Source organism: Leucobacter triazinivorans (assembly GCF_004208635.1).
GTDB lineage: Bacteria > Actinomycetota > Actinomycetes > Actinomycetales > Microbacteriaceae > Leucobacter > Leucobacter triazinivorans.
The window spans coordinates 1,479,719-1,492,185 of sequence record NZ_CP035806.1 but is presented as its reverse complement, the minus strand read 5'-3'; the positions used below and the strand labels follow the sequence as shown (position 1 = coordinate 1,492,185).

The window sequence follows — 12,467 nt, the reverse complement described above, 5'->3', positions numbered from 1 at the left end:
TCCGGCGCCCGCACGTCGGCCACCGCCGGCACTCCCGGCACCGAAGCCGCACCCGAAGCCGCCACCAAGGCCGCACCCGACGCCGCACCCGCCATCGACCCCGCACCCCCCAGGAGGACCCGCAGCATGATGCCCCCCACCGTCCGACCGCGCCGCCTGCGCACGACCCCGGCCATGCGCCGACTCGTCGCCGAGACCCGGGTGCACCCGGCCGAGCTGATCCTGCCCGCATTCGTGCGCGAGGGGATCTCCGAGCCCCGGGCCATCGGCTCGATGCCCGGCGTGCTCCAGCACACCCTCGACTCGTTGCGCCGCGCCGCCGCGGATGCCGCGGAGGCCGGAGTGGGCGGCATCATGCTGTTCGGCGTGCCCGCGGTGCGCGACGCGCACGGCAGCGCCGCCGACGACCCGGAGGGGATCCTCAACCTCGCCACTCGCGCCGTCGTCTCCGAAGCCGGGGATGCGCTCGTCGTGCAGACCGACCTCTGCCTCGACGAGTTCACCGATCACGGCCACTGCGGGGTGCTCGACGCGCGCGGCGCGGTCGCCAATGACGCGACCCTCGACCGCTACCGCGCGATGGCGGTCGCGCAGGCCGACGCGGGATCCGCGCTGCTCGGCCTGTCCGGCATGATGGACGGGCAGGTCGCAGCGGTGCGCGAGGCGCTCGACGAGGCCGGGCACCAGGACACGGCGGTCCTCGGCTACTCGGCGAAGTACGCCTCGGCCTTCTACGGGCCCTTCCGCGAGGCGGTCGACTCGCAGCTGACGGGTGACCGTCGCAGCTACCAGCAGGATCCCGCCAATCGGCGGGAGGGCCTGCGCGAGGCCGAGCTCGACGTCGCCGAGGGTGCCGACATCGTCATGGTGAAGCCCGCCATGAGCTATCTCGACGTGCTCGCCGACGTCGCGGCGACGAGCCCCGTGCCGGTCTGGGCCTACCAGGTCTCGGGCGAGGCCGCCATGATCGAGGCCGCGGCCGCCAACGGCTGGATCGACCGGCGCCGCGCGATCGAGGAGTCCGTGGTGAGCATCAAGCGGGCGGGGGCCGATGCCGTGCTGAGCTACTTCGCCGTCGAGCTCGCGGGGTGGATCCGATGAGCGCCGCGTCGAACGAGCGGCCCGCCGCCTCGGGCACCGCGCGCAGCGCGGAGCTCGCCGAGCGTGCCGCGCGGGTGATCCCCGGCGGGGTCAACTCGCCCGTGCGCGCCTACGGCTCTGTCGGCGGCACCCCGCGATTCCTCGTCTCCGGGCGGGGGGCCTATGTCACCGATGCCGACGGCACCGAGTACGTCGACCTCGTCGCCTCGTGGGGGCCGGCGCTGCTCGGGCACGCGCACCCGGCCGTCGTCGATGCGGTGCAGGAGGCCGCCGGGCGCGGGCTCGGCTTCGGGGCGTCGGTCCCCGAGGAGGCCGAGCTCGCCGAGGAGATCATCGCGCGGGTGCCCGAGGTGGAGCGGCTGCGGCTCGTCTCGACCGGTACCGAGGCCACCATGACCGCGATCCGGCTCGCCCGCGGCGCCACCGGCCGGCCGCTCGTCGTGAAGTTCGCGGGGCACTACCACGGGCACTCCGACGGGCTGCTGGCCGAAGCGGGGTCCGGCCTCGCGACGCTCGCCATGCCGGGATCGGCCGGTGTCACCGCCGAAACTGCCGGCCAGACGCTCGTGCTGCCCTACAACGATCCCACGGCGCTCGCCGCCGCCTTCGCCGAGCACGGCGACCGGATCGCCGCGGTGATTGCCGAGGCCGCCGCGGCGAACATGGGCGTGTTGCCGCCCGAGCCGGGCTTCACCGCGGCGATGATCGAGATCGCCCACCGGCACGGGGCGCTCGTGATCCTCGACGAGGTGCTCACGGGCTTCCGGGCCGGCCCCTCGGGGTATTGGGGGATCGAGCAGGCCCGGGTGCCGTCCGGTGCGGCGCCCGACCTCTTCACCTTCGGCAAGGTGGTGGGCGGGGGGCTTCCGCTCGCCGCGCTGGGCGGCCGCACCGAGCTCATGGAGCTGCTGGCGCCGCTCGGTCCCGTCTACCAGGCGGGCACGCTCTCGGGGAATCCGCTCGCGGTGACCGCGGGGCTCACGACGCTGCGCCACGCAGACGTCGCCGCCTACCGCGCGCTGGGCAACGCCGCCGACGCGATCATCGGAGAGGTGACCACCGCGTTCGAGGCGGCCGGGGTGCCGTTCCGCGTGCAGCGCGCCGGCAGCCTGTTCAGCGTGCTCTTCGGGGAGTTCGCCGAGCCGCCGCTCGACTACGCGGCGGTGCAGCGGCAGGAGGTGGAGCGCCATCGCGCGTTCTTCCACGCGATGCTCGAGCAGGGCGTCAACCTGCCGCCGAGCGCGTTCGAGGCGTGGTTCGTGACGGCCGCGCACGATGACGCAGCGCTCGAACGGATCGCCGGGGCGCTTCCGGCCGCGGCTCGGGCGGCGGCCGCGGCGTGATGCGCTGGGGCGGCCTGATGCGCTGGGGTGGCCTGATGCGCTGGGCCGGCCTGATCCGCGGCGACGCGGGCGGCGGCGGGTGTCGTAGCGACGGTGCCTGATCCGCGGCGGTGAGGGCCGCGAAACCCGCCGGAGGGGCGGCGGATCCTGCGATCCGCCGCCCCTCCGGTGCATTCGCCGCGGGTCAGACCCGGGCGGTGAGCGCGTTCACGGCGCTTGTGAAGAACCGCAGCCCATCGACGCCGGAGCGCATCGCCTCAGCCATGTCTGGACCGAATCCCGGCTCGACGGCGTGCTCGGGGTGCGGCATGAGCCCGACGACGTTGCCCCGCTCGTTGGTGAGGCCGGCGATGTCGTCGAGCGAGCCGTTGGGGTTCACCTCCGCATAGCGGAAGGCGATGAGCCCCTCGCCCTCGAGGCGCTTGAGCGTCTCGGCGTTGGCGATGTACCCGCCGTCGCCGTTCTTGAGCGGGATCACGATCTCCTCGCCCTGCGCGAACTCGGTGGTCCACGCCGTGTCGGCGTTCTCGACCACGAGCCGCTGGTCGCGGCGGATGAACTGCTGGTGCGCGTTGCGGATCAGCCCGCCCGGCAGCAGGTGCGACTCGACCAGCACCTGGAAGCCGTTGCAGATGCCGAGCACCGGGAGACCCTTGTTCGCGGCCTCGATCACCTCGGTCATGATGGGCGAGATCGCCGCGATGGCGCCCGGCCGGAGGTAGTCGCCGTAGCTGAATCCGCCGGGCAGCACGATCGCGTCGACGCCCTGCAGATCGTGGTCGGCGTGCCAGAGCGCCACCGGCTCGGCGCCGGCGATGCGGATCGCGCGCTGCGCGTCGCGGTCGTCGAGCGAGCCGGGGAAGGTGACGACGCCGATGCGGGTGGTCATCAGCGGGCCTCGACGTCGGCTGCGGCGCCGTCGACCGCGACACCGTCGACCGCGATCGAGACGACGTCCTCGATGACGGAGTTCGACAGGATCTCGTCGGCGACCCGGCGCACCTCGTCGAGCACCGCGTCGGTGACCTCGCCGTTCACCGTGAACTCGAAGCGCTTGCCGATGCGCACGTTCTCGAACTTGCCGTGGCCCAGGCGATCCAGCGCCCCCGTGGTCGCCTTGCCCTGGGGGTCGAGCAGCTCGGCCTTGGGCATGACATCAACAACAATCGTGGGCACCCGGGGTCTCCGTTTCTCGAGGTGAAGCTCAGTCAATTCTCGCACAGAGGCGAGCACGCGAGGTGAAGGGATCCCGTCCCCGTGCTTGGCAGGGGACCCCGCCGCGTCGTCGCTCCGCTCCGCCAACCCTGATGCGCTCGGGACCGGGATCCCGTCACCTCGCTCCCGTATGAAAGGCCGACCCGGCCGCTCCGGGACACCCGGCCCCGGGTGCCATGTGGTTTCCGGGGAGGGGTGCTACTCGCCGGTGAGGCGGGCGTGCAGCTCGGCGTAGCGGGCGTAGGTCTGCGCGACGATCTCGTCGGGTAGCGCGGGCGGCTCGCCCTGCTTGTCCCAGTTGGCGGCGAGCCAGTCGCGCACGATCTGCTTGTCGAACGACGCCAGGCGATCCGCCCGCGGCAGTGCGGCGTCGAAGTAGGCCGATGCGTCCCAGTACCGCGAGGAATCGCTCGTGAGCACCTCGTCGGCGAGCACCAGTGCGCCCGCGGCATCGCCGGCCTCGGCGCGGGGATCCCGCCCGAACTCGAACTTGGTGTCGGCGAGCACCACACCCCGTTCTGCAGCGAGATCCCGCGCCGCGGTGAAGATGCGCAGCGAGGCGTCGCGCAGTGCGGCGGCGACCTCCTCGCCGACCAGCTCGGCGCTGCGCTCGTAGGTGATGTTCTCGTCGTGCTCCCCGAGCGGCGCCTTGTACGCAGGGGTGTAGATCGGGGTCTCGAGCAGATCGCCGTCTTCGAGTCCGGCTGGCAGCTCGATGCCGCAGACCGCGCCCGTGCGCTGGTACTCGGCGAATCCGGACCCCGTGAGGGCGCCCCGCACCACGCACTCGATGGGGTACATCTCGAGCCGCCGCGTCAGCATGGCGCGGTCGGCGACCTCTGCGGGAACGGCGGGCGCGCCGGATCCCTCGCCCGCGAGGTGGTTGGGCACGTCGATGCGCGAGAACCACCAGTTCGACAGCGTCGTGAGCAGGGCACCCTTGCCGGGGATCGGCGGCTCGAGCACGTGGTCGAACGCGCTCACGCGGTTGCTCGCGACCACGAGCAGGTGGGCGTCGGATCCGTCGGCGGGCACGTAGAGGTCGCGCACCTTGCCGGAGTACACGTGTGTCCAGCCGTCGAGCTGCGGGGGCGAGGAGAGTTGCGTCACCCGACCATTCTCCCATCCTGCCTCCCATCCTGCGCGCGATGGATGGGGCGCGGTCGGCCGGTGAGGCGTTCAGACACCGAGGCGAGGCAAGTGGGAGTCGCGTTCTGCCGCATCAACCGTTGGGTAGCGGCAGAACGCGACTCCCACTTGCTCGGCGTGGGCGTGGGGTGGGTGTGGGCGTGGGCGAGGGCGGGCGGGGCGTCGGCGTGGGCGTGGGGGCGGGCGGGGGCGCGGGCGTCGGCGCGCTCCCGAGCGAGGAACGATGACGGATCGATGACATTCTGCGGAGTTCCCGGGGAGATGTCGGAGGGGACGGCTACTCTCGTTGGCAAGGGCGCGGCCAGCATCCGGGCAGCGCCGGTATGACGGCGCATCTGCGTCGACGTCTTGAGTGAAGGAGCACCATGATCCCGCTGGGACCGGTAGTAGCGCGGAGCCGAGTCAAGGCCGTCAGGCCAGATGTGTGGTCGTATCTCGCCGAGCCCGCGCGCCGGGCCGCGTGGTGGCCGCAGCTGCAGTTGGAGACCGGCGTCGGAGGTGGGATCGCGGTGCGCGGGGGCGAGGACTCCGGAGCATCCGCCGAGGGGCAGCCCGACGGCGCGCCTGCCGTCGAGGGCACGGTCGACGTGTGGGTCGAGGGGCACGCGCTGGGGTTCACCTGGCGAGAATCCGGGTCCGAGCGCGGAACCGCAGTGCTGATGACGCTGCGCTCGCAGGGCGGCGAGACGGGCGTGACGATCACCGAGACCGGATTCGACGCGCTCGCAGCACCGGCGGACCGGGCGGCTGCCGCGCAGCGCGACTGGCAGGAGCTGCTGTCGGGGCTCGCCGCGGCGGTCGATCAGCATCGCGCCGAGACCATCGCCGACGGCGAGGGGGCTGAGGCTGCGGAGGGCCCCGTAGCAGAGGGCCCCGCCGATACCGCGACGCGCGAGCCGGCGGGGGATGCACCGGAGTCGGGAGCGCAGCGCGACGAGGATCCCGGTGCAGACACAGCCGGTGAGCTCGAAGTCGCTCCCGAGGCGGTGGATGGCGAGGTCGACGACGAAGACGGTTCGGAGGTCGAGATCGTCGAGGTCGACGCCGAACCGCAGGTGGGTGATCGCCTCGAAATCGACACCGGTTCGGTGCCGGTCGTCGAGACCGAGGATCCGCAGCTCCCGGCCGACTCCGACTCCGGCGCATTCAGGGGCGTCGGCGCGGAGTGGGTGGCCGAGGATCACGACACCGTCGAGGTGCAGCGCCTGCAGGATCCCGAAGCGGCAGAGGATCCCGAAGCGGCAAAGGATCCCGAGACGTCGGATGCGTCCAAGGCGTCGAACGAGCCCGATTTCGACACGCTCATCCGCGGCGCGTAGCGCGGAAGCCCGCGGCGCCCGTCAGGCGACGCGCGCCGCGATGTCCGTGCGGTGCTGACCGCCGTCCAGTCCGATGCTCTCGACGGCATCGTAGGCGCGCGATCTCGCCTCGGCGAAGTCGGCTCCGCGCGCCACGACGCCGAGCACGCGCCCGCCGGTCGCGATCCAGCCGCCGTGCTCGTCCCGGTCGGTCGCCGCGTGCACCACGTGCACACCGGGTACGGCCGCCGCGGCATCGAGGCCGGTGACCTCGCGGCCCGTGACGACCTCTCCCGGGTACCCCTCGCTCGCGACGACCACGATCACCGCCGGATCGTCCGAGAACTTCGGAACCGGCTGAGCTGCGAGCGCCCCGTTCGCCGAGGCGAGCAGATAGCGACTCAGAGGCGATTCGAGGCGGGCCAGCACCACCTGCGTCTCGGGATCCCCGAAACGGGCGTTGAACTCGATGACTCGGACCCCCTTCGACGTGACGATGAGGCCGCAGTAGAGCAGCCCGACGAACGGGGTGCCGTCCGCCTCGAGCCGGCGCACGGTCGGCAGCGCGACGGTGCGGGTGATCTCCTCCACGAAGTCCTCAGCCACCCACGGCAGCGGTGAGTAGGCGCCCATGCCGCCGGTGTTCGGGCCCGCGTCGCCGTCGAAGATGCGCTTGTAGTCCTGGGCCGGGCTCAGCGGCAGCACGTCGTGGCCGTCGGCGAAGAAGAACAGCGACACCTCCTGGCCGTCGAGGAACTCCTCGATGAGCACGTCGCCGTGCGGCGCCCACGTCGCCACGTGATCCAGCGCCGCGCCGCGATCCTCGGTCACTAGCACGCCCTTGCCGGCAGCCAGGCCATCCGCCTTCACGACGTAGGGCGCCCCGAACTCGTCGAGCACCGGGCCCGCCTCGGCGAACGAGGCGACGCGCACGGCGCGGCCGGTCGGCACCCCGGCGTCGTCCATCACCCGCTTCGCGAACGCCTTCGATCCCTCGAGCTGGGCGGCCGCCCGATCCGGCCCGAAGACGGGGACGCCCGCGGCGCGCAGCGGATCCGCAACACCGGCGACCAGCGACGCCTCGGGCCCCACCACCACCAGATCGAAGCCTCGCTCGCGCACGAACGCGGCGACGGCCTCCGGGTCCGTGTACGCCAGCTCGGGCGTCTCGACTCCGCTTGCGGCGACTCCGGCGTTGCCGGGCGCGCAGACGATCTCGTGATCCGCCTGCTCCGCGAGCAGGGCGAGGACGATGGCGTGTTCGCGGGCACCCGGCCCCAATACGAGGATCTTCACCGTTCCAGGATAGTGGTGGCTCCCGCTGCTGGAGGCGCAGTCTAGCTCCGCAGCGCCAATCCGGCTCGCTTCGCTCGCTGCCAGACCCAGCCAGTCGCTGCCGAGCTAGACTGCGCCTCCAGCCGCTCGACTTCCGGGAACGGTGAGATCCTCGTCCCGTGCGGGGCCGCTCCCGAGAAGAGGGATCGCGGTCGGGCGGTAGAGTGAGTGCGTTATGGCGAAGCGCAGGATCTCGGAGGCCGACGGGCAAGCAGCGCTGTCTGCTGCGCTCGCCGGTGAGACCGGCCGCACCGTGCTCGCAACCGCCGTGCGCTACCTGCTCGAAGAGCTCGCCGCACTGGCGCCGGGCAACTCCGTCGAGGTACGGGTGCCGCCGTTCGGCGCCACGCAGTGCGTCGCCGGCCCCAAGCACACCCGGGGGACACCGCCCAACGTGATCGAGACCGACCCCGAGACGTGGCTCGCACTCGCGACCGGGCGGGTCGACTGGCAGACCGCGCTCGCCGAGGCGCGGGTGGTGGCCTCGGGATCCCGGGCCGCTCTCGATGGCCTGCTCCCGATCATCCGCGCGCGGTGATGCTGCAGGCCTGAGTCGCGGCACCGCCGCTGAGCCGGTGCCGCAGCTGAGCCGGTGCCGCAGCTGAGTCGCGGCACCGCCGCTGAGCCGGTGCCGCTGCTGAGCCGATCCGCCGACCGCCCGGACGGCACCGCTCGTGCCCGCTGGCGCTCGCCGATCCCCCAGGAGTTCCCTGAGACAATGGAAGCATGAACAACGAAGAGGCCGCGCAGACCCCGGCCCCCGAGTCGATGGGGCCTGCGAACCCGCACGAAGCTGCCGAGCCGGTCGCGCCGGCGGATGCCGTTCCTGCGGATGCCGCGCCGACGGCTCCAGACCCGTCCGACACGGTGCCAGCCGATGCCGAGCGCGGCCCCGTCATCGAAGCGGCCGAGCGCGAAGTGACCCTGCAGCGTTCGGTGCGCTACGGCCGACTGCTCATCGGCGGCGCGGTGCTCGGCGCTGTCGTGGCCGCCATCGCCTCCCTGCTCTTCCCGGTCGAAGAGGGTGCCGAGTACACGATGGCGCAGGCTGTCGGGTTCTTCGCCGTACTGGGCGCCGCTATCGGGCTGTGCATTGGCGGAGTCGTCGCTCTGGTGCTCGGCCTCGTCGCCCGGCGGCAGCGCGGGGTGGGGATCGCGGTCCAGTCCGACGTGCGATAATCGCGACACCACACACTGATCGGAGCCGCTCCCATGCTTGGAAACCTCGGTGGATGGCATTTGCTCGCCATCCTCTTCGTAATGCTGCTGCTGTTCGGTGCGCCGAAGCTGCCGGCGCTGGCGAAGAGCCTCGGGCAGTCGATGCGCATCCTCAAGACGGAGGCGCGCGGCGGGTCGGGCGAGGCGCAGGATCCCGCCCCGTCCGGTCACCGGCCCGACGTGCCATAATGATCTGACGCCGACGATCGGAGCTCACCTACATGATCGGAAACCTGTCCGGCCCCACTCTGCTGGTCATCCTGTTCATCGTCCTGCTCTTGTTCGGTGCGCCGAAGCTGCCGGGGCTGGCGAAGAGCCTGGGGCAGTCGATGCGCATCCTCAAGAAGGAGGTGCGCAGCGATTCCGAGGATTCCGCGACCGCGAACGGCGGAGCGGCTGCTCCCCAGGCGCCGCCGGCCGCCCCGCGCGAGAGCACCGCAGGATCGACGCCGTCGACGCCGCCCGCGGTGCCGCGGGAGGAGACCGCAGGGCAGACCCCGCCGGCGGTGCCCCGCGAAGAGGCATCGGGCGCGACGCCGCAGTCGCCGCCCGCAGCACCGCGTGACGGCTCAGGCGAGGACGACTCGAACCAGCCGCGGGCCTGAACCGGCTCCGCGAACGCACGCGAATCGCCCCGCTGCCCGTCGGCGGCGGGGCGATTCGCGCATCTGCGTCGGGAAGGTGCGGTGCGCAGCGCGCGGTGCGATACGACGCGTCATGCTGCCGCCGACTCGCGATCGCCGAATCGGGGACCCGCTTCCCGCCGCCTCGGGGACCCGCTTCCCGCTGAACCGGCGACCCGCTGAACCGGGGACCCGCTTCCCGCTGAACCGGGGACCCGCTTCCTGCTGCAGCACGTCGCCGCGCCGATCGCCCCCGACCAGCACCCGGCGAGCGGTCAGCTCTCCTGCGTCTCCTCGACCCAGTCAAGGTACTCGGCATCGATGTCGCCCGCGATGTACTCACCGGTGAAGCAGCTCTGCTCGAGCTCTGTGACGTGATCCTGCCCGGCCATGATGGCGCGGTTCATTCCCTCGACGCTCATGTAGATGAGGTGGTCTGCGCCCAGTTCTGCCGCGATCTCCTCGGACGAACGGCCGTGCGCGATGAGCTCCTTGCGCGAGGGCATGTTGATGCCGTAGACGTGAGGGAAGACGACCGGGGGAGCGGCCGAGGCGAAGATCACCGACTTGGCCCCCGCGGCTCGGGCCATCTCGACGATCTCCCGAGACGTGGTGCCGCGCACGATCGAGTCGTCGACGATGAGCACGTTCTTGCCCTTGAACTCGACGCTCATGGCATTGAGCTTCTGGCGCACGCTCTTCTTGCGCACGGCCTGTCCCGGCATGATGAAGGTGCGGCCCACGTAGCGGTTCTTAAAGAACCCCTCGCGGTACTCGATGCCGAGCTTCTGGGCGACCTGCATCGCGCTGGGCCGCGCGGAATCCGGGATCGGCATCACCACGTCGACGTCGACGTCGATGCCCGCCAGCTGCTCGGCGATCTCCTCGGCGAGCACGTCTCCGAGGCGCAGCCGCGCGTCGTAGACCGAGATGCCGTCGAGCACGGAGTCAGGGCGGGCGAGATAGATGTACTCGAATGCGCAGGGCACCAGCCGGGGGTTCTTCGCGCACTGCTGCGAGTACATCCATCCCTCGGGTGAGATGAGGATCGCCTCTCCCGGCTCGACGTCGCGAACGACCTCGTAGCCGCCGGACTCCAGCACGAGCGACTCCGACGCGACGACCCACTCGTCCTGCCCCTGCGGGTCCTGTCGTCGCCCGAGCACCAGCGGGCGGATGCCGTTCGGATCGCGAAACGCGAGCAGACCGTAGCCCGCGATGAGGGCGATCGCAGCGTACGATCCTTCCACGCGCTCGTGCAGCCGCGAGACCGCGCCGAAGACCTGATCCTTGTCGAGGGAGAGCCCGCTGATGCCCGCCTGCAGTTCGTTCGCGAGCACGTTGAGGAGCAGTTCGGTGTCGGAGTTGGTGTTCAGGTGGCGGCGGTCGACGTTGTAGAGGTCGGCGGTGAGCTCTCGTGTGTTGGTCAGATTGCCGTTGTGCACGAGGATGATGCCGTAGGGGGCGCCCACGTAGAAGGGCTGCGCCTCCTGCTCGGCAGCGGCCGAGCCGCGCGTCGCGTACCGCACGTGACCGAGGCCGACGTTGCCCGTGAGGTTGCGCATGTCGCGCGTGCGGTAGGCCTCGCGCACCTGCCCCTTCGCCTTCACCATGTGGAAGAAGTCGCCGTCGAGGGTGGCGATGCCCGTCGAGTCCTGACCGCGGTGCTGCAGGAGGAGGAGGCTGTCGTAGACCTGCTGATTGACCGGCTCGGAAGAGACGATACCGACGATGCCGCACATGCTGTTGTACTTGCTCCCTGCGAGGTGGGGTGAGGCGTCGAACAGACGCGATCACTAGTGTCCCACACACGGCTGGGCTGCGGATCTGCCCGGGCGGGTCGCCCCGGGGGTCTCGCGGAGCGAGGGCATCCTCGAGCGGCTGAGTTCGCGGCTGATTTCGCGGCCGATCTCGCCGAACCGGCCGTGCTCTCCGCCTCTGGCGAGGGGAGCGAGGCGTGCGGGCAGCCGACGCGAGGCATCGGTCGGCGCGGTGAGCGGCCGCCGACCCGGTCGGGGGCGAGGGAAGCGCCCGAACCGGCCGGGTAAACTGGGCGCGTGAGTGAAACCGCCCCGCAGAGCGCCCCGTCCGCCTACGCACAGTCCGGAGTCGATACCGCAGCCGGCGATCTCGCCGTCGAGCTGATGAAGTCGGCGGTGTCGCGCACCCACGGCCCCGAGGTGCTCGGGGGCGTCGGCGGCTTCGCCGGCATGTTCGACGCCTCGGCGCTGCTCGGCTACCGGCGCCCGCTGCTCGCGTCCTCCACCGACGGCGTGGGCACGAAGGTCGCGATCGCGCAGGCCATCGACAAGCACGACACCATCGGGCAGGACCTCGTGGCGATGGTCGTCGACGACATCGTGGTGGTCGGGGCCAAGCCGCTCTTCATGACCGACTACATCGCCTGCGGCAAGGTGGTGCCGCAGCGCATCGCCGACATCGTGCGTGGGATCGCCGAGGCGTGCGAGGCCACCGGCACGGCGCTGGTCGGCGGCGAGACGGCGGAGCACCCGGGGCTGCTGGGCGTCGACGAGTACGACGTGGCGGGCGCCGCGACGGGGGTGGTCGAGGCCGACAAGATGCTCGGGCCGACGCGCGTCGAGGACGGCGACGTGGTGCTCGCGATGGCGGCGTCCGGTCTGCACTCCAACGGATTCTCGCTCGTGCGCCACATCCTCTCCGAGCGCGGCATCGGCTACGGCGACCGCAGCGAGGAACTGGGGGCGAGCTACGGCGAGGCGCTGTTGACGCCCACGGCGCTGTACACCGCGCCGCTGCTGCGCGTGCTCGAGGATCCCGCGCTCGACGGCGCGATCCACGTGCTCAGCCACGTCACGGGCGGCGGGATCGCTGCTAACCTCGCTCGGGTTCTGCCGCAGGGGGCATGGGTCGAGCTGGATCGCGGCACCTGGTCGCCGCTGCCGGTGTTCCGCCACCTCGCCGAGCTGGGCGGGCACACGCTCGAGTCGCTCGAGGGCGCCTGGAACCTGGGCATCGGCATGTTCGCGGTGGTCGCGGCGGATCGTGCCCCGCAGGTCGCGGCGGCGCTCACCGCCGAGGGGCTCGACACCTGGGTCGCGGGCACCATCTCGACCGCGGCGCGCGAGTTCGACGGCTTCGAACAGGGTGCCAAGGGCGTCGACGGTGGCGCGGTGCGGCTCGTCGGCGCCTACGCCGGCTAGCCG

Annotated in this window: 13 protein-coding genes; 8 read left to right on the top strand and 5 right to left on the bottom strand. The window is 71.7% G+C overall.

The genetic code is table 11. The annotated features are described in order from the left end of the window. Window positions 1–126: 126 nt before the first annotated feature. Together hemB and EVS81_RS06800 are read left to right on the top strand one after the other, a co-directional pair. Window positions 127–1,101: a porphobilinogen synthase gene (gene hemB, locus EVS81_RS16075; RefSeq protein ID WP_420813279.1), complete on the top strand. Its 975-nt coding sequence runs from the start codon at window positions 127–129 to the stop codon at window positions 1,099–1,101. Further along, window positions 1,098–2,444, top strand: a complete 1,347-nt coding sequence (locus EVS81_RS06800) for a glutamate-1-semialdehyde 2,1-aminomutase (protein WP_130109713.1) — start codon at window positions 1,098–1,100, stop codon at window positions 2,442–2,444. Before hemB ends, EVS81_RS06800 begins: the two co-directional genes overlap by 4 nt. A 184-nt stretch (window positions 2,445–2,628) precedes the next feature. On the opposite strand, the gene purQ is transcribed toward EVS81_RS06800, so the two are convergent. The 3 genes from purQ to EVS81_RS06785 form a co-directional block, all read right to left on the bottom strand. Then, window positions 2,629–3,333 (bottom strand): phosphoribosylformylglycinamidine synthase subunit PurQ, encoded by a 705-nt coding sequence (gene purQ / locus EVS81_RS06795; RefSeq protein WP_130109712.1) that lies wholly within the window; start codon window positions 3,331–3,333, stop codon window positions 2,629–2,631. Next, window positions 3,333–3,620: a phosphoribosylformylglycinamidine synthase subunit PurS gene (gene purS / locus EVS81_RS06790; RefSeq protein WP_130109711.1), complete on the bottom strand. Its 288-nt coding sequence runs from the start codon at window positions 3,618–3,620 to the stop codon at window positions 3,333–3,335. The genes purQ and purS overlap by 1 nt, the downstream gene beginning before the upstream one ends. A gap of 237 nt (window positions 3,621–3,857) precedes the next feature. Next, window positions 3,858–4,769: a phosphoribosylaminoimidazolesuccinocarboxamide synthase gene (locus EVS81_RS06785; RefSeq protein ID WP_130109710.1), complete on the bottom strand. Its 912-nt coding sequence runs from the start codon at window positions 4,767–4,769 to the stop codon at window positions 3,858–3,860. 404 nt (window positions 4,770–5,173) lie between these two features. Here EVS81_RS06785 and EVS81_RS06780 point away from each other — a divergent pair, with 404 nt between their 5' ends. Continuing rightward, a complete protein-coding gene (locus tag EVS81_RS06780; RefSeq protein WP_130109709.1) occupies window positions 5,174–6,127 on the top strand; it encodes an SRPBCC family protein in 954 nt (317 codons plus the stop codon). A gap of 21 nt (window positions 6,128–6,148) precedes the next feature. Here the strand turns inward: EVS81_RS06780 and purD are convergent, their stop codons facing one another. Then, entirely contained in the window at window positions 6,149–7,402 is a 1,254-nt protein-coding gene (gene purD, locus EVS81_RS06775; RefSeq protein WP_130109708.1) for a phosphoribosylamine--glycine ligase, read from the bottom strand. Window positions 7,403–7,616: 214 nt separating this feature from the next. Between purD and EVS81_RS06770 the strand changes: the two genes are divergently transcribed. From EVS81_RS06770 to EVS81_RS16170, 4 genes are all read left to right on the top strand, one after another. Further along, complete coding sequence (locus tag EVS81_RS06770) at window positions 7,617–7,979, top strand: sterol carrier family protein (protein ID WP_130109707.1); 363 nt, start codon at window positions 7,617–7,619, stop codon at window positions 7,977–7,979. A gap of 188 nt (window positions 7,980–8,167) precedes the next feature. After that, window positions 8,168–8,620, top strand: coding sequence for a hypothetical protein (locus EVS81_RS06765; RefSeq protein ID WP_240740017.1), 453 nt, complete (start codon window positions 8,168–8,170; stop codon window positions 8,618–8,620). A 33-nt stretch (window positions 8,621–8,653) separates the two neighbouring features. Continuing rightward, complete coding sequence (locus EVS81_RS06760) at window positions 8,654–8,848, top strand: twin-arginine translocase TatA/TatE family subunit (protein WP_130109706.1); 195 nt, start codon at window positions 8,654–8,656, stop codon at window positions 8,846–8,848. 32 nt (window positions 8,849–8,880) lie between these two features. Then, window positions 8,881–9,264, top strand: coding sequence for a twin-arginine translocase TatA/TatE family subunit (locus EVS81_RS16170; RefSeq protein WP_130109705.1), 384 nt, complete (start codon window positions 8,881–8,883; stop codon window positions 9,262–9,264). A 293-nt stretch (window positions 9,265–9,557) separates the two neighbouring features. Here the strand turns inward: EVS81_RS16170 and purF are convergent, their stop codons facing one another. Beyond that, complete coding sequence (purF, locus tag EVS81_RS06750) at window positions 9,558–11,024, bottom strand: amidophosphoribosyltransferase (protein ID WP_130109704.1); 1,467 nt, start codon at window positions 11,022–11,024, stop codon at window positions 9,558–9,560. Window positions 11,025–11,339: 315 nt separating this feature from the next. On the opposite strand from purF, the gene purM reads away from it, so the two are divergent. Continuing rightward, window positions 11,340–12,464 (top strand): phosphoribosylformylglycinamidine cyclo-ligase, encoded by a 1,125-nt coding sequence (purM, locus tag EVS81_RS06745; protein ID WP_130109703.1) that lies wholly within the window; start codon window positions 11,340–11,342, stop codon window positions 12,462–12,464. The last annotated feature ends 3 nt before the right edge of the window (window positions 12,465–12,467 follow it).